The following is a 19,055-nucleotide window of genomic DNA, read 5'->3' as shown; positions in this document are numbered from 1 at the left end:
ACCCATCTGCCGCATAGCGCTCGTCACGTAAGGTAACTAGCTCACGGGTGCACGCATCCGGACGTGCCGAAAGTAGCGCGTCCGTTAGACGGTGTCTCAGTTGGTGATCTTTGTGAGTCGGCGGTGGCAAATGACGGTTGCTGCGAGGTCGATAAAGGCTTGGAATGATCGGCTTGCGTTCGTACCGGCGGGCCAGGCGGCGTAGTCGGTGGATCAGGACAGACACGACTCGAGGCCTTTGCAGGCGATCCACACGGCGATGCCACGGCAGCGGACGACCTCGACCGACCCGCTCATATGAAGGGCCAACGCACTATTAGGGCGCAGGGTCCCACAGGTCCAGGATCGCCTGCTCGTGGTGCCGGTACCCAGCCTCGCTCAGCCAGTCCCGCAACGCCGCAGCCGCGATATCGCGGGACCTGGACCGGTACTGGTAGGCCTTGGAGTACTGACTACGGACGGCAGTGCCTCGCCGGGAGTAGGTGTTGAGGTCGACGACCGCGGCGAGTCCTTCGGCGGTTGTCAGCGACAGGTGCAGGAGCGCGGTTTCGGGTGGGGGCGACTGATCATCGAGCTTCGTCCATAGCATGTTGGCGGTCTGCGCACATCGGACGAGCACGTCAGTGAGCTCGAACAGGCCATGCAGGGTGAACGCTGCAGGGAGGGGCACGCTGCGGGCCCGCGCCTCCGCGGGTCGGTGCTGTTTGTCGAGTTCGGCCAGGTGGAATCCGATGCCGACGGTCAGCAGCAGCGACTGCTGGTTTGGGCTCTGCGCGGCGTGGCCCGTGATGAGTTGGGCCCCGGCCCTGACCGGGTATGCCTGACGCATCCCAAGCGCGCCGGGCGTAGCGGCCCGGGCACCGGACTGAGCGGTGGTGTAGTGGCGACCGCCAGCGTCGCTGATGGCCCAGGGTTCGGCGGCTATGCCCCAGTCGGCGTGGCGCGCCCGGAGCCAGCCGCTGATCGGTGCGCTTCGCATCGCGGCGAGGAGGATTTCTTCACGTGTGCTGACTGGGGGACCCCATCCGTTGTGAGTGCCCGTAGGTGTTTCGTCGCCCGCGGGCAGCAGCACGGCGACCTGCAGTGTCAGGTCGAGCGGTTCGCCTCCATCGTTCATCAATGACGGACGATGGTTGGTGAAGGGGTGGCGTTGCTCCTCGGGCGGGGTTGGCAGCAGCCTTCCCGGTTCTGCGGTGGCGGCGTCGAGTGCCTCGATGAGGGTGCCTGCGGCGAATCGGCGCCGGTTCGCCCACGACACGTCGGTGCGGTCTAGAGCGCCGGGCCGAGACCCTGCCGCAGCGCTGTCCAAGTGCGTCCGCACGGCGGAGACACGGTGGCGCCCGATACGCCGCAGGAACGCCGCCGCGTCGAAATCACCGATACGGGCGTGAGGGCCGGCGGACGCGAATACGACCTCAGTGTCGACCAGTCGGGCCGCGAGATCCGCCATTGGCAGACCACCGGTGACGGCGGCGGTGATCCGCCGGTCGACGTCCGCGTCGCCGAAGGCCGACTCCAGCCGGGAGACGTACAGGCTCACCGGCTCGATGGGTGCGGTATCCCCAAGACGCGTGTGCTCCTGGACCCGCGCCCACGCCGCTCTGTACGTGGCCTGAACGACGTCCGCAAGCCACGACGAGCCGGGAGGTTGGGCGGCAAGACGCGCGATGGTGGCGTCGGCCGGCTCGGGGACCGCCATCCGGATCGCATTCAACAAGTACGGCAGCAGACCAGGATCGCTTGGCGCGGTGGCGAGCACCGGCCCGCCGTCGGCCCGTTGCAGCAGCGCCGCGAGCCAAACGGTGGCTTCCTCGTCGGGACCGAACCCTCCCGCCGCGGGACCGCGAAGGTGGTCGAACTGATCGAACACGTATGGGATCACCGCTGCGGCCTCGCTGCCGGACAGCTCCGCGGACAGCGACGCGGCCCGGCGGAGCGTCCGGGCCGCCCGGGCGCACGCCTGGGCGTCGGTGAGGTCGGGTCGCAACGCCAGGGTGAGGTCCTCGGCCGCCGTGCCATGGCGTCCCTCGGCCAACTCTCGGATGGCCCGGGCGAGGCTATCGTCGCTGATCTCGCCGGTGATGGACGTCAGGGCGAAGTACCGCTCGGTGTAGTCGGGGTCGCTGACCCGCCGCTGCCCGCGCCGCCGGTGCTGGGCCACTGTCGATCTCACCGGGTCGGTGGTCAGACGCGGGAAGAGCCGTTGCAGGGCGTCCGCAACCCGACGGGTGTGCGGCGCAGGGACGTCAAGTCGGGCCAGCACCGCCTCGTCGAATTCGGCGCGGAGGTCGGCGAGGTCGGTGGTGTCGACGAGGGCGCTGCGGTGCATGGCGATGGCCTGGTACAGGCGCGGATAGGTGATTCGCAGAAACGTCAGGGTGATGAAGTCGACGACGTCGACCTCGGCAGCGCCGACCAGTGGCAGGTAGATGTCGACCTGGGTGAGTAGCCGGGCCACGCTGCGCGGCTCGGTCAAGACTCGCAGCAGCAGCCTCACGTTCTTCGACCATGCGGCGTTGGGCGTCCTCGCTCAGCGACGCGGAGGCCCGGCTGAGCGCGCCAGCGCAGCCGGTGTTGAACAGCGACTCAGCGTGCTCTAGGCGGACCGGCGGCTGCTCGAGGCGCAACGTGACGATCTTCTCCAGGAACGCGACGGCCCGGGCGCCGTGCTTGTCGGCGATCGGGGTCGTGGACAGCACGTCGAGGATGGTTTCTTGGTCGTAGGCGAGGACGTAGTGCACGTGCGGCAGCCGGCCCAGCACCCGCACCGCCCGGAAAACCGCCAGCAGTTGGTCGGGCTGCAGCCGGTCGACGTCGTCGATGACGACCAGCGTCGGACGGGCCAGCGCGTGCAGCGCGTTGCGGACCTGCTCTGCCTGTTCCCCGAGGGTCGTTCCCTGGTCGGTAAGCCGCTGTATGGCCTCGTTGGCCATCGCGGTCGCGGCGCTACCGACCACCGGCACCATCGACAGCGCTGGCGTGGCCAGGGCACCGTACCGGGAAAGCTGTTGCCGGACCCGGGCGCCGGCGCTGGTCTTCTCCGGCACCGCGGCGCGCATCGCGCCGAGCAGCTCGGTGACGACCGCGTCAGGACCGGACAACGCCCACGGGTTGATCCAGGTGACGCCCCACCGGTCAGGGTTGAGACCCGCCACGATCATCCGGATCGTGCTGGTCTTACCGCTGCCCCACGGGCCGACCAACCCGACCACCGTGCTGCTCGGCCGGGAGCCGATCTGGTCAAGCAGGGCGACCGCGCGTGACACGAACGGGCCGCGCCCGAACAGGTCCTCGCCCGGCTCGTCGATCGGGTCGTCGACCCACCAGCTGTCGTCGGGCAAGCCGGACACCACCATTCGCCAGCCACCTCCAAAGCCGCGGCCAGCGTACAGAACCGACGCTCCCACAACTCATTTGACGCAAGATCACATGCACGGATCTGCCGCTGATCGCGCGTCTTGATTGGCGTCGAGGATCGTATGCCGCAGCGATAGATAACACTCGAGTGACGCAACGTGACAGCCAAGCCCGGAGGGAGTCGACCAACCTGCACCCTTCAAGTGGAGTCGATGTACGACGGATCAAGTGGAGCCCGGCATTGCCTCAGCGCGATGCGGTACCGACGTCTCCCATCGCCCCGTCGGGCATAGACGGTGCTGGGCTACTTCGCCGAGGACGACCACCGATCGGAGTGGGGTGATCCCACACGCCAAAGTGCTTGCTGAAGGTCAGCAGCTCAGTTGGCGCTGCGCTCGGCAAGCCCTCACCCGACGGGGGCAACGATGCGACGAAGCGCTGCCATCTGATTGATCCAACTGCTCAGCCGAGTGATCCGTACGACATCGCCGGTCTTCCGAGCTTGGATGACAAGTCCTTCGCCGAGGTACATGCCGACGTGGCGTGGGTTGGCCATGGTGCCTTGGCTGCCCGGGATGAGGATGAGGTCGCCCGGGAGCAGGAGCGCTGAGTCGCCTACGGGCTGTCCGGCGTTGGCCTGGTCGGTGGTGACGCGGGGGATGGAGATGCCGGCCGCTCGGTACGCCGCCTGCATGAGCGATGAGCAGTCGCACTGCTTGTCGGGGTCGCCGGAGTGCGGGTCGGTACATGATCCGCCGAAGTGGTACGGAGTGCCGAGTTGGTCTAGGGCCCAGAAGATGGCGGTTGCGACGGCGGGCGGGGTGTTGGCGGGAAGCGCGAACCCGTCCGGCAGGGCGGTGGGCGCATCGGTGGCGCAGTCCGTCGGGGCGTTGGTCAGCTGCTCGACCAGGTGCACCGCGTCGTCGGTCCACGTGGCGTACGCGTCGGGGTAGGCCGAGGCCTGGACTGCCTGGGCGGCCTGGGTGAGGGGCATCGACTCCCAGCCGGGAATGGTCAGAAGCTTGTCGAAGAATCTGCCCGCCTGGTAGGCGGGCTTCGACAGTCGCGCGAGGCTGCCCCAGCCTTGGCTCGGGCGCTGCTGGAACAGTCCGATGGAGTCGTGGTCGTTGTTGTCGCCGAGGTGGGGCAGGTTGCGCAGGCCTGATTCCTGCATGGCGGTGGCGACGGCGATGACCCAACCCCAGCGAGGTACGCCTTTGGCGACGCCGACGTCGATGATGGTCGCGGCGTTCTCCACCTGCTCGGTGTCCCAGCTGCTGGAGCCAGGCGGGTGCCCGGAGGGGCGCACGGCGGACGGGACGAAGACCCCGCATCCGCCGGAACCGCCGCCTGTGATGGCCGACAACAGCAGCACGGGCACCCCGAAACAGGCCACCATGACGACGGCGACGGCTCCGATGACGATCCTGATCATGTGTTTGCCTCTCTGTTGAACACAAAAAAGGCCGGTCTCCGCGCTTACGCGCGGCCGGAAACAGCGACGCGAGAATGCGGACCAGGCGGTGGATAGACGACTGCCGCGGATCGCGGATGTGACGGTTCATCGGCAGGCCGCCCGATCCCCGCTTCGTGGCTCGGTTGGGCCACGGGGTGTGTTCCTTCGGTAGGCCGGGGGCGGCGGCACGGGCGACCGCCGCCCCCGACCGGGGTTGGATGAGGAAGGTCAGACCTTGAGCAGGTCGAAGGCGGCCACCTTCAGGTCACCGACGTTGCCGGTGACGACCCGGTTGGCGCGGACGGTGTCGTTCTTGGCGGGCTGGTAGTGGTCGAGGTATTCGGTGATGGCCTGGTAGCCGGCCCAGCGGCTACCGGTGATGGCTTTCTGGGTGTCGGCCTCGCGGATGAGGTACTTGAGCGTGCCGAGCCGTTGTTTGGCGTTGTTCTTGGTTTGTTCGGAGGCGTTGTCCTTGACTGGCCACACCTGCGCGACGACCTTCTCGAACTCGCGCATGGTGAGGTCGGTCTGGAGCATCCGTTCGGCAGCCTTCTCGAAGGTCTCCACGTACTTCCACATCAGGCCGAGTGCCTCGCGGGCCTGGCTGATCTGGGAGTTGACGTTGGAGGTGTGCCGGAACGTGTAGTGGCCGACCGCATGGCGGAAGGCGGCGCGTTGGGTGTTGGCGCAGACGACTCGGATCGGGCTGGCGTCCACGCGCAGGGCGGCGGTGCCGTCGTGGGAGGTGGTGCCGATCAGGTAGATGTCCAGGTGGTCCACTCCGGCGATCTCCATCGCGTCGGGCAGCTTCATCGTGACGAACACGCTTTTGCCGCGGCGGAGGCTGCCAGCGGTCTCGAAGTGGGCGCCGCCCACCTGATCGACGAGGCGGTCGAGCATCTCGGCGCACTGCTCGTTCTGGACCACGGTGTAGTCGGTGCCGACGATGCCCAGGTACTCGGTGTCGCCGGTGACGGGGTTGCGGCGCACGGTCATGCGCTTGTCGTCGGCGAGAATCTGCACCTCGACGCCGTCCACGACGTCGATGCCGACGGTGGGGATGGTGCGCACGCCCCAGTCGCCGAGTCGGGCGGCGGCCATGATCTCCTCGGCCTTCATCGTGGTCTGGGTGACGGTGCCGAGCTGGTGCCAGGCCGACAGGCGGGCGCTGGCGAAGGCGGTCGTTCCGTCCGCGAACGTTTCGAGTTCGTGCGGCACGGTTGCTCCTCTCGATGCTGAGGGGCCGAGCCCAACGGGCTCGGCCCCCTGATGGGGATGGGATGGTGGAGGTCAGGACTGCTCGACGGCGGTGCCGTCGACGGCCGGCGTCGGGTGGGCGAAGGTCAGCGGCGCGTCGGAGACCAGGAGGATGCGGCCGGCGGCAGCGGCCTTGGTGCAGTTGTTGCGCACCGCCCCGGAGCTGACCGTGCGGCCGAGCCGACCGCCGATCGCGGTGGCGATGTCCTGCGGGGTCATCGCCCGGCCCTGGCTGGCGGCCAGGACGTCGAGGGTGAGCCTTTCCAGTTCGCCCCGGCCGAACGGCTGGCTGCCGTCGGTGTTGACGGTCCCGTCGCCGCGTCGGCCCACGCTCCTGGCGACGCCCGTCCCGCGGGCTCGCGTGGGGAAGGTGACGACGTGGCTCTCACCGTCCGGCCCGACGACGTGCAGCGTGCCGTCCGGGCGGATGAGGGGCAGCACCGCCGCGGTGGCGCTCGGCGCGGTGGCCAGCCCGCGGATGACCTGGTAGCACAGGGGGCAGCGGGGCGGCTCGGGGTTCGGATCGACGTCGCTGGCCTTGGTGGGGCCCGGGATCCACCGCTGCAGTGCGCCGGGGAGGCGGCGGGCGGCGTCGGCCTGCTCCATCGCGGTGAGCAGGCGGGTCGCGGTCGGGTGACCGATGCCGCTTTCCGCCACGATCACATCGAGGGTCGCGCCGGCGTCGCCGTAGTCGGCCAGGACGCCTTTGATGGCCATGACCTTGCGGTCCCCGGGACGCGCCGCCTGCATAACGGTGACGGTGGGGCTCTCGTCGCCCCCCGTGCTGTCGTCCTCGTCGCCGTCTTCACTCTGGCCGGCCTCGTCCTCCGTGTCGGCGCCGTCGTCGTCCGGGATAGTCCCACCCTCGCCGTCTCCGGGCTGATCGGTTCGCTCGGTATCGCCGGTGTCGCCGGTGTCTGGCTCGTCGGCCGCGTCGTCCTCGTCCGGGTCGCCGAAGTCGGCCTCGTCCACGATCCCGGCGCGCTCGTCACCGAGGTCGACGTCGTCCGGGGCGGTGTCGGGGTCCTCCGCCCGGGGCGCCAGGGTCCACTGGGTGGGCGTGCCGTCGGCCGGGTCGGCGTCGGTGTCCACTGCGACGATCACACCGGCGTCGGCCAGGGTCTTGATCGCCTTGTCGGTGGTCGACCGGGCCTTGCCGGACTTGGCGGCCAGTTCGTGGACGTTGCCCCGGCCGAGTTCGGTCAGGGCGTCGAGGACCGCCTGCGTGGCAGGCGTCAGGGACAGACTTTCCATGTGCGATTCCCTCCTTGGGAATGGGGTTGGAACGCCCTATGCGGTGCTCTGTCGGGCGGTGGTGCGCCGGGTCGCGGGGAGCGGTCAGCACGGCAGACGCGAGTGCGCTGCCGTTCTGGGTGCTGCTGAGCGGCCCGGTGACCTGGGGCGGCGTGGCGCCGCCGGGCCGGTGCCGGCGGCGGTGGGTCCGTCGGCTACCGACTGCGGGAACCTAGGTGCAGAGGTGGGCGAGTTCGGCCGGGGTGAGCTGGCCGGGGGTGCGGCTGCGCCAGGCGTCGGAGTGGCGCAGGTGCCACCAGCGCAGCAGTGACCGGCAGGCCGAGGCGAGGTCGTGGCAGACGGGCAGCGGGTAGGTCAGGCCGGGCTGGGTCTGGCGATGCCGCAGGTTGGTGTAGGCGATCGGAGTCCAGCCGGCGCCAGTTTGGGTGACCTCGCCGACGAGTCGGCCCGGGTAGGGGATGTCGAAGGCCCTGGCGGCTTCGGTGTCGGGGAAGACCAGCCAGGTGTGCGGCTCCTGCTGGCGTAGGACGGCCACGCCGCGCGAGGGGTCGCCGGGTTGCAGCAGCAGATGCCGCTCGTCGCCGTCGCCGAGCGGTCGGTGGTTGCGCCAGCCGCGGTAGGCGGTGATGAGCATGATCCCGAGGACGAGGTGCCGTTCGCGGGCGGCGAGGGCGTCGGTCAAGGCCTGGTGGTAGCCGGCCAGGTGCACGTCTGCGCGGGCGGCCAACTGCTGGTGGGCTGCCTCGGCGAGCTCGCCCAGGCGCGTGAGGGATTTGTCGAGGGTGGCGGTGCTGTCGTTGAACTCGAGGGCGGTCTTGTGCAGGACGCGGCCGAGGTCGCCGAGGGTGTCGAGGGTGGCGGTGTCGTGGCGCCACAGGTGCTCGGGCAGGACGTCGTTGGTGTCGGCGGCGATGCGCCGTAGGGCGGGATCTGTCAAGAACACCGGGATCTCCTTTGCGGACGGGGCGGGTTGTGGGCATGCCGAAGGCCGGTCGCAGCGGGGCTGCGACCGGTCCTCGGTGTGTTCAGGCGATGGGGTTTAGGCGATGGCGACGGCGCACAGTCGTGCGCTGCGGTGCAGGCTGCGCAGGTAGGCGCATGCCTCGTTGAGGAAGCGGAACCGGTCGGCCATGGAGTCGCTGGCCGAGAGGAGGAGGCGGCCGTCGGTGGTGATCAGCGCATCGCCGATCAGGGCGATGCGCCAGTAGAGCCCGGCATAGGTGGCTTCGCCGGCCTGATAGACGGGCAGCTCGTAGGGGTCGAAGGAGTGGGCGAGCATCGCCAGGACGCGGGGCTGCTGTTCGAAGCGGCGGCGGGCCTCGGCCAGGGGGACCTTGTTGGGGTCAGCGTGGTGCTGGGCGAGGTAGTCCTCCCAGGTTCGCGCGGGGCGGGTTGTCGCAGCGATGTGGGTGTTCCAGGCGTGCCAGCGCCGTGCGGCACGATCGGCAGCCTTGGCCGCGGTGCCAGTCAGGTCGAGGCGACCTTTGCGGCCGCCGGCTGCCATGGTGATCGCGCCGAACCGGCGGGCGGTGTGGAGCAGGTAGTAGCGGAAGAAGCGGGTCAGCCAGCCGATCAGGGGGCGGTGGCGGACGTGGTAGCGGCGGGTCGGGGTGCCGTTGGCGTGCAGCACGTCGTGGACCTTCTCGGAGGCGGCGAACCAGTCCATCTCATCGCCGGGGGCGAAGCAGACGGTGACAACGCGGATGGTGAGCTGCCTGGGCTTGACCATGGCAGGGTGCTCCCTTCCTGAATGGGTGGGCAGGGGTGAATGCGCGGTGGTGCCACCGGGACCGCGGCGTCTGAGCCGAGCTGCCGTGAAGGGCGCGGGGTGGGGATCACGAGCCGACCTCAGGTGGGCTGTGGGTGATCCCGCTGGCGCGGGCAGGCTGCGGAAGGGGCAGACGGCGGCGGTGCGAGCAGATAGAAGAAGCTGCACCGTAGCTTCGTGACCTGACAGCACAGCCCTTGTCAGAAATCACGACTATGCCTCTGAGCTGCACTGACAGAACCAGCTGCGTGGCTGTCAGGTTGCCTCCATTGATAGCTACAGTGCGCGTCCGCCAGGCGCACGGTCGGCGCGACAATGCCCAAGTGGTGCAATGGTGGAGGCGACGGGACCGGGAACAGGTTGTCGCGGGGCTGCTCAGCGCGGCTCTGCTGGAGATCCGCATGCTCGCCGTCAGGCCGGACCTGTTGCGTTCTTCGCGCTCGGTCAGGACCTGGGAGAGGCCAAATCAAGCCGGAAGGCTGGCTTGTCGGTGGTCGGACCTAGTCTGCGGAGCATGAGGCGGTATGTCGACGAGGATCTGCGCGGTGCGGAGTTCCGCGAGTGCGATCTGACCGGGGCACGCCTGATCGGCGTCGTCATGCAGGATGCCGTGATCGACGGGCTCATCACCAACCTTGTGGTGAACGGTGTCGAGGTCACCGAGTACGTCGAGGCAGAGCTCGACCGGCGTCATCCGGTGCGGGTGCTGATCCGCTCCGAGGACCCTGCCGATCTGCGGGAGGCATCGCGTCAGCTCCATGCCGGCTGGGCCGCCACGATCGAGCGAATCCGCCGTACGCCCGGCATCGAGCGCCGCAGCGTGAACGACGAGTGGTCGGCGGTGCAGACGATGCGCCACCTGGTCTTCGTCCACGACTCGTGGTTCCGCCGCTGCTGCCTGGGCTCGACGGAGCTGTTCACGCCGATGGGCATCGGTCCGACCGTCGAGCCCTACCGTGGAGCGCACGGGCTTGACCTCTCGCTCGATCCAGCCCTCGACGAGATCGTGAGCGTGCGTGACGCACAGGCCGCCGAGCTCGAGGCCTGGCTCGATGAGGTCACCGCTGTGCAGCTCGCAGCGCGGGCGCCGGTGCCCGACGACGATGTCTGGCCGCCGTACGCCCGGGGCCGCTCGGTGCGGCAGTGCCTCGGCACGGTGCTCAACGAGACCTTCGAGCACCACGGCTTCTGCGTCCGCGACCTCGACCTGATCGAGGCACAGAACGCTGAGTAGGCCGGCTACGGACTCAGCATCTCTCCGCCATACCCAGCTATCCCCACACACAGGCAGAGCCGCTTACATCAAGCCGATCTTGTTGAGATCACCTCATGGATCTGGAACCCATCATCGAGCAGCACGAAGCTGCGCCGCTCATACGGCCGGTTGTCGAGGTGAAATCCCCAGTCGTAGACGATGACGTCGCCAAGACGCAACCCCGCCGCGTGCAGCTTCCCGTAGCGCACCACGGACAGGCGTCGGTTCACGCTCGGAACCGTCAGTCACACGCAACAGCTGCGCCGGTCGACGACTCGACGACCAACCATGATCGGCAGGACAGGTCCTAGCCTGAGCGGCGTCCCCACGCCGAGATCAACGGCGCGAGGGTGAGGGAATGCTGGGGCCTCCGGCACCAACTTCCCAGCAGCGCCAGCCCGCCCTCACCCCGAGCCGGTCGAAGTGCCCACGCGTGACACCGTCGAACAGCTCGGCCAGCCAGGTGAACCGCTCACCCGCCTCCACCCGGGCGTTGTCGAGCAGGTAGCGGTGATCCGGGGAAGACCCGGGGGAGTCCGGGGATGGGGGCCTGGATCCCGCGCCAGCAGTATTCACCGGCCCGCCCGCGGTCGTGTCCGGCTCGGGCCCGGGGTCGACGACGGGCTGCGATGAACTCATGGCCACATCCTCACGCCCGACCGCGTGCTGTGTCAGCGCGACAGGGGATGACACCAGACACAGCCCGGCTCCAGCCAACCAGGCCGACCCCTCACCCTCGACACGATCGCCCGCTCATCCGGGACCCTCGGGGGTCCCGACGCTCCCCGGCCGCCTGGCCGCGCTGCGCCAACTCGCACTCCAGGCCCTGGCGCCGATCGTCGTTGCGGTACCTGTTGCCTATTGGCGTGCTGTGCAACCGGCGGTGATCGTTTACGCCTGGGTCGTGGTATTCCACATGAGGCGTTCGTAGAAGTTTGGCCGCCCAAGCCGGAGAGATTAGGCGGCCGGTTGCGGCGGACGGCGGAACCATGCCCGAGCGGTCTCCGCGTTGAGCAGCACCGCGTACACCACGGGCCAGAGCAGCTCACCGAGCGCCTGGGGTACCCCGCCGACGACCAGCCGGAGGGTCGCGAACGCCACGCCGACGGCGCAGAGCACCAGCACCGCCCGCCGGGCCCAACGCAGACCGTGCTGGACACCCCAGCCGAGCCCGAAATAGAGCAGGCCGTAAACAGCCAGCGCCCAGGACGGCAGCAAGGCCCCGAGCAGACCGCCGGTGCTGACGCCCGCAAGGCTGTACACGAGGGTCAGCGCGCCCCCGACATAGAGCAGGATGGCGGTGGCCAGGACAGGACCCGGCGCTTTCCGGCCGGGCTGCGGGAGGGCCGGCTCGGGCTGGTGGTCGGGGGCGGGCACCGGTGCGGACATGATCGGCATCCAAGCACAGCCGCCCGCGCGGCGCGGGCCCCGTGAGGGGTAGACATCGGTGATCTCCGGGCTGGGCGCGGACCTCAGGTGTCAACGACGTCCGTCAGTGTTAGAGGTGGTCAAGCGGAGTTGGGCATGCCTATTGGCGTGCTGATGGGAAGGCTTCGCCGGTGTCATGGGGCGCCAACGCCGGAAAGAGAGTGCCAACAACCGCTGGTAGTCACATCCGGCGCCTGTCAGAGGACGAAGACGCCGTCGTCGTAGTTGGGGTTGTCCGCTACCGGCTGGCCGTGGTTGCTGGGCAGCGCCGTGAGGCGGACCCGGCTGGTGGCGCCGACGGGGAGCCAGACTGCGTCGGCGGGGTCGTTGTGGTGGGTGGCGGTCGCGGCCGGGACGTCGCCGGGCCGGCCGCGTAGGAGCCTGTGGAGGTGTTCTTCGCGTTGCTCGCTGTGAAGCCAGAACAGCACTGGGTATCGGGGGCCGCCGCGGCGGATTAGCTGCGTGTACCGGTCGAGCTTGGTCACCACCCGGGTGAAGGGTTCGGTGCCGGTGTCGGCTTCGAGGAAGAAACCGACGGTGGTGTCGGCGACGCTCCACAGGCCGTGTCCGTCGGCGGTGATGGTCCGGTACTGCTTGGTGGTCAGCGTTTCGGACCACCACCGGTCCAGCCGCGCCTCGGGGTGGTGGCGGGCGTGGGCGGTGAGGCGGACGAAGAACTCGTTGGCGGTGAGCAGGTGGGTCAGGTGCGGGTTGGCCGAGAGCCGTTGGACGGTTTGGCGGCTTGTTCGGGCGGTGGGTTCGGGCTGGTTGTGGGCGGCGGCTTGGAAGCGGTGCCCGTTGTGGCCGAGCGTCCAGTGCCACGGTTGGCTGCCGCCGCCGTCGCGGGCGAACCGGAACCGGTCCAGCAGGCCCAGGGCGGCGAGTTCGCCGAGGCGGATCTGGCAGGTCCGGCGGGCCTGGAACAGCATGCGGTGGATCTGGTCGGTGGTGAGGACCTGGTGGTCGTCGAGGAGTTGGAGCAGCAGGCGGTCGCGGCTGGTGATGTGGGGATAGATGGCCAGCAGGCCGGCAGTGCGTGATTGCGGCATAGGCGGTTCACCCTTGTGGAGAGAAAGTCCCGTAGGGAGTCTGGATAAGTCGATCTTGAGTTCGGTTCTGTCGGCCGGCGGGTTTCGCCAGCTCAGGTACCTGACAGGCCGGGTGGAGGGGCCTCGTGTGGGGCCTCGTGTCGCGGACACCCCCAAACGAGCCCCCGCTGCCGCACCCAGCCGAGCCCTCGAACGAGCGACCCGCGGTTTCAGCGGTCGCGTTCGGTCATGCGCCGCTTCATCGCCGTGCGGGCGAGCTGCTGCATCGGCGGCTCACCGTCCGTGCGGCTGTGGGCGGCGGCGCACGCCTGCCGGATCGCGATCGCCTCACCCGCCACCGGCGCCGGCGGGTTGGTCAGGAACGTGAAGCTCGGTAGTTCCCGGTTGCCGACCAGCAGTCGGGCGGCGGCGGTGTAGACGTCGAGGTGGGCGAGGTCGTGCTCGTCCAGCTCGGGTTTGGTGTGCCTGGACAGCTCCCGCGCGTCGGCGGGGTCGACGGTGAAGAACAGCTTCGACCGGGCGTTGGCCGACACGGCCGCGGCGACGTCCTTGGGTAGTTGGGCGAGGTCCTGGTGGGCGAGGACGAGCCCGAGCCGGAACCCGCGTGCCTCGGCCAGCATGTCCCCGACGCTGCCCGGCAGTGTCAGGAAGTTCTGGCACTCGTCGACGTACAGGCAGGCGTCTTTTCGTTGATGTTCGGGGATGGTGGCGCGGGCGATGGCGGCCTGCCACACCCGGGCGACGATCAGCGAGCCGAGGATCCGGCTGGTCTCCTCCCCGAGGATGCCCTTCGGTAGTCGGCACAGCAGGACTCCGCCGTCGAGTACCTTGCCCATGTCGAACGAGCTGTGGGCGTTGCCGATCACGCTCTTGACGAAGTCGCGCAGCAGGAACGCGCGCAGCCTGGCGAGGACCGGGGCGATGACTTGGCCGCGGAACTGCTCGTTGATGCCGTCGTACCAGAGCCAGAACCCGCCGAGCCCGTCCGGGTCGTCCAGGCCGTGGGTGAATCTGGCGCGGAACTCTCGGCTCTGCAGCAGCGACGGGACAAGGCTCAGGGTGGGTTTGGCGTGCCGCATCAGCGTCAGACACGCCACCCGCATGGTGTCGTCCATGCGGGGCCCCCACTGGCCTTGGAAGATCTTCGCGAAGATCCCGACGAGGTTGTCGACCGCCAGGTGCGGGTCGCCCTGGTCGTCGAGGGGGTTGAAGCAGCCAGGGTTCTCCTGGTCCGGGTCGATGATCACAATCTTGTTGGCGTGGGAGGCGGGGAGCCGGTCGAGGATGTCGGTGATCAGGTCCCCGCGCGGGTCGATGACCACCGTCCCGCGGCCGGCTTTGATGTCGCCGAGGATCATGTTCAGCAGCAGCGTGCTCTTGCCGACGCCGGTCTTGCCGACCACGTGCACGTGCTGCCGGGCGTCGGTCACGGTCAGGCCGACGCTGTGGCGGCCGATCTGCGACCGGCCCAGCACCTTCACGCCCCGCCCGCCGGAGGGCACCTGCACGGGCGCCGGCGCGGCCTTGGCCCGAGCTCGGTCCAGGCCTGGCACGGCGAGGTCCTGTGGCAGCGCCGCGAGGGCGGCGAGTTCCGGCACGGTCGCTAGGAACCCGCGCCGCAGCCGCCGTCCGGCAAGGGTGGCGACCGGTTGCGGCATCTTCATGCGCCGCAGCCGATTCGGGCCGGTATACGTCGCGGCGGCCGAGGCGATCGTGTGCCGGAACCCGAGCAGCCGTGAACGGACCTGCCCGGCCCGCTGCGGGTCCGGTGGGGTCTTGTCCGCGTCGGCGGCCACCGCGAACCGAACCGCGATCTCGAAGTGCGGCACCCGCACGGCCTTGTCGACGACCGTGCGCGCGTCGGCGCTCGCCACCGGGTCCCGCTCGGCCGCCCGCACCGTGGGGTATGCGGGGGTGCGGGGCCGGGACGGGCCGGGCGTGAACACGTCGAGGAGCCACAGGAGGGGTTCGATGGCCAGCCGCGCCGCGCCGGAGACGGCGCGGGCGGCCACGTCGGGCCGCCCGTGCGGATGGTTGCCGGTGGTGGCTGCCGCCCGTCTGGTTGCCCGGACGCGGCGGGTCGATGCCGGGCGGGCGAGGACCTGCACGCAGGCGTGTTCGCGGTGGCGTACCTCGGCGCCGGCGGCGAGCAGCGCCCGCAGGGGATCGGCGTCGTGCTCGCTGCGTAGCGGCAGCCCGTCGGTGTGCTGCGGCCAGTGCGCCCCACCCACCTCCTCACCCACCCCGGCCGGGATTGGGGCGGCGGCGTCGGTGGTTGTCATGGTGGCGGCGGGCCAGGCCGCGCGGACGGCGGCTTCGACCGCGCCGGCCGGCACCGTGCCGGGCACCCACAGCCGGATGGTGAGGGCGCGGCCGGTCCAGGTGTACTCCCACCCGACGTGCGGGCAGCCGTAGAGCCTGCGCCGCCATCCCGGCGAAGTGAGCACGCCGACGAGTGTGGTCCAGAACGCGGCGGCTGCCTCCTTGGTGACCTCGGGTGGGGCGGCGATGGTCAGCCACCGCGCACCGGTCACGAGTCGCCGATGCCGCCAGGCGAGTAGCTGGTCGTGGGCGAACACGGCGCCGACGATCGCGGTGGCGGCGAGGACGCCGAGCCATGGCCGGCCAACGATCCACTGCCAGGCCTCTTCGGGCCAGGTCGGGTCGATCATCACTCGGCCTCCCCGATCCCGGTCACGGCGATCGTGTGCTCGGCGGCCGACCCGACAGCGCGGAACGGAATCCGGCTGCGGCCGGCGACGAGAAGGCCCTCGCCGCGGGGCGCCGACAGCAGCAGCCGCGATTCCCCGGCGGTCAGGTTGAACGCCTCCGACACCGCGTCGATGGACTGGGTGCTCTGGCGCATCAGCACCTGGGTCGCGGCGTTGGACACGACAGCGGGGCCGAGGTCGGTCGACAGCACGTCGGCCGCGTCCTGGGTGATCACACACAGGCCCGCCGCGCGCTTGCGGGCGGCCTTCGCCATCCGGAACAGGAACCGGCTGCCTTCGCCGTCGCGCATCAGCAGCCACGCCTCGTCCACCACGACGAGCTGCCGCCGCCGACGCCCGCTTGCGGCTGGTGTGTCGATGCTCGACCAGATCGAGTCCAACGCGAGGAGCGTGCCGACGGTGCGTAGCTCGTCGGGCAGCTGCCGCAATGACCACACCACCAGGTGACCCTTCGGGGTGGTGGTGGTCGGCCCGTCGAACAGGCTGGCGAAGTTCCCGACCGTCCAGGGGGCGAGCCGCGCGGATAGGTGCCCGGCGGCCGGATCGTCGTCGGCGGCAAGTACCTCCGCGAGGTCTCGTAGCAGCGGCGCCGGTCTGGTCCAGGTGGCCGGGTCGCCGTTGATCCCCGCCCGGTGGTAGGTGGCGGTAACGGCGCGATCGAGGGCGGCTCGTTCGGCCGGCGGCGGTGCCGCCCCGAGCATGACCGAGACCAGCGTGTGCAGATACAGGCCGCGCCGGGTGAGGGTGTCGGGCCGGTCGTCGGCGGGCAGATCGAGGGGATTGATGCGGACGCCAGGCTGGCCGAGCTGCACGACGCTGCCACCGACATGCTCGGCCAATGGCGTGTACTCGTCCTCCGGGTCGATCACGCTGACCGCCGTGCCCTGGTACAGGTCGCGCAGCACCTCCAGCTTGACGAAGTACGACTTCCCAGCACCGGAGCGGGCCAGGACGACGCTGTTGTGGTTGTCCTGCGCCCAGCGGTTCCAGATGACGACCCCGTTGGAGGTGGTGTTGACCCCGTACAGCACGCCCTCCGGCGGGGCGACGACGCCCGGGGCGGGGGCGGCGAGATCCGCCGAGGCGAGGGGGAACGCCGCGGCGAGGGCGGTGGTGTCGAGGATGCGGCGCATCCGCAGCGGATCCACACCGACCGGCAACGTGGAGACCCAGCCCTGCTGGTGCCGGAACGTCGCCGGCTGCAAGTCGAGGAGCACGCTGGCGGCGGCGGACTTCACGCCTGCGGTGACGGTGGCCAGTTCGTCGAGGGTGCGGGCGTGGATGGTGACGTAGATGCCGGCCTCGAACAGCTTCGCCGCCCCGCGGGCGACCCGGTCGGCGAGGTCGGCGGCGTCGGCCGCTGCCGCCTCCACCATCGGATCACCCAGGCGTCCCTGGTCGGCGTCGAGGCGGCGGGAGGATTCCAGGCGGGCGCGCTGGCGCTTGAGCATCGGCGCGGCCAGCTGCGCCGCAACGGGCTCCACGTGCACGGCGACGTCGACCCGGCCGGGGTAGGACAGCAGCGGATCCAACCAGGCCGGGCCGACCTCGGCCGGGTAACCGCACACCACGTACGTGGCGGCGCAGCCGTCGCCGACCTGCACATGCCACGGCGTGACCGACAGCGCCGCCGGGGACGGCATCCCCTCCCCAGCCGCAGGACTCTCCTTCTTGGGCTTCAGCAGGTTCATGGCGTGCTCCTGAGGGTGATCGGGGCGCCGGGCACCGCGCGGGGGCCAGGCGGCGGGGGAGTGAACGGATCGACCGCGGCCGCGAGGGCTGCCGCGACCGCGGGCCCGTCTAGCGCGGCGGCTTCGACACCGAGCCCGGACAGCGCGCGCACGGCCGGGTCGGCCGCGTGCACGCCGGTGACGACGGCGAGGACCTGCCGGCGCAACGGATCCCGCTGTGCGTCGAGGTCGAGGAGGAACTCGGCGTAGTCGCCGGCGGCGGCCTGCAACGCCGGATGCGGCAGCCGCGGCGCGTGGTCGACGGTCGCCTGCGCGTAGACGGTCAGGTCGTGTCGCTGCGCGGCCACCACGATCTGCGCCGGCCTGGTCAGGCTGTTAAGGAACCGACCGAACCCCTCCAGCAGCGCGCCCTGCTCGCTGCCGGTGCGCAGGTGGATGTTCGTGGTGCCGCAGGCAATCAGCACCTTGTCGCTGCCCTCGCTCGTGAGGACTCCCGTCGGGCTGATCGACGTGACCGGAGAGCGCAGCGGCGCCGGAACGCTCGGCTTGCCCGCCACGGCCGTGACCGAGCTGGCGCGAGCCTCACCCGGCGTGAGCGTGCGCGGGCTTCGGCTGAGGGTGAACCCGTGCCGCAGCCACACATCCAGGGGCAGGCCGTCACGGCGGCCGAGCGCCACCACGACCGCGACCGCGATCACGATGACCCCGGCGACGATCCACGCCGCCGGCGGGAGAAGGTGCCCGAACGTGCGGTAGAGACCGAACCCGGCCAGCCCTGTGCCGCCGATGATGCCCAGCTGCCGAAACGTCAGCCCGAACGCGATCCGATCAGGCTCGTTGACGTTTGCCGGAACGACAGCGCGCGGGGGAGTGTCCTCGACGGTCATCGCCCACCCCGCACCGCAGCACCTACGCGAGCGAGCGGAAGCGGCAGGCGGCGGGTGACGCCCTGAATAAACACCGCACGCAGCAGAACCCCACCCGTATTCGACGACCCGGAGCGGGTCGCGTACCGGCGCATCATCCCGGGGATCTTGATCGTGACCCAGAGAACGACGATGACGAGCATGAGGTTCACCGCGTCCGAGCCCGGTAGGCCGAGCAGGATCGGCAGGTTCGCCTCCGGGTCGATCAGCAGGTTGATGCCCGCTGTGAATGCGACCGCCTGCAGTGCAGGTGTAGCGAGACAGCCCAGCAGGCTGCGCCACCACAGCTGCGCGGCACCCTGCGTCCACGGGGTGGCGTAGCAAGCGAGGGCTACCGGCGCGATCCCGGCCAGGACGACCAGCACCCCGATCCGGGCGAGCCAGGTGCCGACGAGCATGAACATCAACACGACGATGAGCAGCCCGATGACCGCCATCAGCAGGGCGGAGCCCTCGTCGGTCATCGCCGAGGCGATGCGAGCCCGGACGAACGTGACCGCCTCAGTGGTCGGCGCGGACGTGCCGGCGATCGACACCGTCAGGGCGTTGGCGACGTCGATGAGCACACCGGTCAGCGGGACCGCGAACGCGGACAGGACGAACCCGACGACAAGCCGGGGGAGTAGCTCCTTGACGCCGTAGCGCACCTCGACCGAGTCGCCGACCATCGCGACGACGCCCACGGCGATGATCGCGAGGACGAAGCAGGCGCCGACGACCAGCGCGCTCTTGCCGGCGATCGACTGCACCTGCGGCAGGACGGTGACGTCCGGCGACACGAACATTGAGGAGGCCAGGAAGGCCAGCAGGCCGCCGAGCAGGTCGACGACCTTCTCGGCGAGCCAGCTGACCAGGTCGTTCATCATCCAGTCGACCATCGTC

The 19,055-nt window shown here is 70.0% G+C and carries 14 protein-coding genes; 1 reads left to right on the top strand and 13 read right to left on the bottom strand.

Annotation, left to right across the window (positions count from 1 at the left end):
• Positions 1-2,246 precede the first annotated feature (2,246 nt).
• The 6 genes from ABZ452_RS21695 to ABZ452_RS21670 form a co-directional block, all read right to left on the bottom strand.
• Positions 2,247-3,356 carry a P-loop NTPase fold protein gene (locus ABZ452_RS21695; RefSeq protein ID WP_357945714.1) on the bottom strand — a complete coding sequence of 370 codons (1,110 nt, stop codon included), beginning with the start codon at positions 3,354-3,356 and terminating at the stop codon, positions 2,247-2,249.
• A gap of 407 nt (positions 3,357-3,763) precedes the next feature.
• Positions 3,764-4,792, bottom strand: coding sequence for a C40 family peptidase (locus ABZ452_RS21690; RefSeq protein WP_357945711.1), 1,029 nt, complete (start codon positions 4,790-4,792; stop codon positions 3,764-3,766).
• A 249-nt stretch (positions 4,793-5,041) separates the two neighbouring features.
• Positions 5,042-6,031, bottom strand: a complete 990-nt coding sequence (locus ABZ452_RS21685; protein WP_357945708.1) for a DUF932 domain-containing protein — start codon at positions 6,029-6,031, stop codon at positions 5,042-5,044.
• Between the two features lie 72 nt (positions 6,032-6,103).
• Positions 6,104-7,324, bottom strand: a complete 1,221-nt coding sequence (locus tag ABZ452_RS21680) for a MarR family winged helix-turn-helix transcriptional regulator (RefSeq protein WP_357945705.1) — start codon at positions 7,322-7,324, stop codon at positions 6,104-6,106.
• 211 nt (positions 7,325-7,535) lie between these two features.
• A complete protein-coding gene (locus ABZ452_RS21675; protein ID WP_357945702.1) occupies positions 7,536-8,267 on the bottom strand; it encodes a hypothetical protein in 732 nt (243 codons plus the stop codon).
• Positions 8,268-8,363: 96 nt separating this feature from the next.
• Positions 8,364-9,053, bottom strand: a complete 690-nt coding sequence (locus ABZ452_RS21670) for a hypothetical protein (RefSeq protein ID WP_357945699.1) — start codon at positions 9,051-9,053, stop codon at positions 8,364-8,366.
• 553 nt (positions 9,054-9,606) lie between these two features.
• On the opposite strand from ABZ452_RS21670, the gene ABZ452_RS21665 reads away from it, so the two are divergent.
• Positions 9,607-10,326, top strand: coding sequence for a DinB family protein (locus tag ABZ452_RS21665; RefSeq protein WP_357945696.1), 720 nt, complete (start codon positions 9,607-9,609; stop codon positions 10,324-10,326).
• Positions 10,327-10,394: 68 nt separating this feature from the next.
• Here the strand turns inward: ABZ452_RS21665 and ABZ452_RS21660 are convergent, their stop codons facing one another.
• The 7 genes from ABZ452_RS21660 to ABZ452_RS21630 form a co-directional block, all read right to left on the bottom strand.
• Positions 10,395-10,577 (bottom strand): hypothetical protein, encoded by a 183-nt coding sequence (locus ABZ452_RS21660; protein ID WP_357945694.1) that lies wholly within the window; start codon positions 10,575-10,577, stop codon positions 10,395-10,397.
• 727 nt (positions 10,578-11,304) lie between these two features.
• Entirely contained in the window at positions 11,305-11,736 is a 432-nt protein-coding gene (locus ABZ452_RS21655) for a hypothetical protein (protein WP_357945691.1), read from the bottom strand.
• 236 nt (positions 11,737-11,972) lie between these two features.
• Positions 11,973-12,824 carry a replication-relaxation family protein gene (locus tag ABZ452_RS21650; protein ID WP_357945688.1) on the bottom strand — a complete coding sequence of 284 codons (852 nt, stop codon included), beginning with the start codon at positions 12,822-12,824 and terminating at the stop codon, positions 11,973-11,975.
• Positions 12,825-13,033: 209 nt separating this feature from the next.
• Positions 13,034-15,496 carry a DUF87 domain-containing protein gene (locus ABZ452_RS21645; protein ID WP_357945685.1) on the bottom strand — a complete coding sequence of 821 codons (2,463 nt, stop codon included), beginning with the start codon at positions 15,494-15,496 and terminating at the stop codon, positions 13,034-13,036.
• Entirely contained in the window at positions 15,496-17,247 is a 1,752-nt protein-coding gene (locus ABZ452_RS21640) for a DUF87 domain-containing protein (protein WP_357945682.1), read from the bottom strand. The genes ABZ452_RS21645 and ABZ452_RS21640 overlap by 1 nt, the downstream gene beginning before the upstream one ends.
• Positions 17,244-18,134, bottom strand: coding sequence for a PrgI family protein (locus tag ABZ452_RS21635; RefSeq protein ID WP_357945680.1), 891 nt, complete (start codon positions 18,132-18,134; stop codon positions 17,244-17,246). Before ABZ452_RS21635 ends, ABZ452_RS21640 begins: the two co-directional genes overlap by 4 nt.
• Positions 18,131-19,051, bottom strand: a complete 921-nt coding sequence (locus tag ABZ452_RS21630) for a conjugal transfer protein TrbL family protein (protein WP_357945677.1) — start codon at positions 19,049-19,051, stop codon at positions 18,131-18,133. Before ABZ452_RS21630 ends, ABZ452_RS21635 begins: the two co-directional genes overlap by 4 nt.
• Positions 19,052-19,055 lie beyond the last annotated feature (4 nt).

Source organism: Micromonospora sp. NPDC005707 (assembly GCF_040631005.1).
Classification (GTDB): domain Bacteria; phylum Actinomycetota; class Actinomycetes; order Mycobacteriales; family Micromonosporaceae; genus Micromonospora.
The sequence above is the reverse complement of the archived record's forward strand: the minus strand, read 5'-3'. Positions and strand labels throughout refer to the sequence as shown.

Excerpts from the sequence above, each read along its gene's own strand:
- ABZ452_RS21645 (WP_357945685.1), bottom strand. The coding sequence starts at position 15,496 with ATGATCGACCCGACCTGGCCCGAAGAGGCCTGGCAGTGGATCGTTGGC.
- ABZ452_RS21670 (WP_357945699.1), bottom strand. The coding sequence starts at position 9,053 with ATGGTCAAGCCCAGGCAGCTCACCATCCGCGTTGTCACCGTCTGCTTC.
- ABZ452_RS21640 (WP_357945682.1), bottom strand. The coding sequence starts at position 17,247 with ATGAACCTGCTGAAGCCCAAGAAGGAGAGTCCTGCGGCTGGGGAGGGG.
- ABZ452_RS21650 (WP_357945688.1), bottom strand. The coding sequence starts at position 12,824 with ATGCCGCAATCACGCACTGCCGGCCTGCTGGCCATCTATCCCCACATC.
- ABZ452_RS21655 (WP_357945691.1), bottom strand. The coding sequence starts at position 11,736 with ATGTCCGCACCGGTGCCCGCCCCCGACCACCAGCCCGAGCCGGCCCTC.
- ABZ452_RS21690 (WP_357945711.1), bottom strand. The coding sequence starts at position 4,792 with ATGATCAGGATCGTCATCGGAGCCGTCGCCGTCGTCATGGTGGCCTGT.
- ABZ452_RS21680 (WP_357945705.1), bottom strand. The coding sequence starts at position 7,324 with ATGGAAAGTCTGTCCCTGACGCCTGCCACGCAGGCGGTCCTCGACGCC.
- ABZ452_RS21695 (WP_357945714.1), bottom strand. The coding sequence starts at position 3,356 with ATGGTGGTGTCCGGCTTGCCCGACGACAGCTGGTGGGTCGACGACCCG.
- ABZ452_RS21665 (WP_357945696.1), top strand. The coding sequence starts at position 9,607 with ATGAGGCGGTATGTCGACGAGGATCTGCGCGGTGCGGAGTTCCGCGAG.
- ABZ452_RS21630 (WP_357945677.1), bottom strand. The coding sequence starts at position 19,051 with ATGGTCGACTGGATGATGAACGACCTGGTCAGCTGGCTCGCCGAGAAG.
- ABZ452_RS21635 (WP_357945680.1), bottom strand. The coding sequence starts at position 18,134 with ATGACCGTCGAGGACACTCCCCCGCGCGCTGTCGTTCCGGCAAACGTC.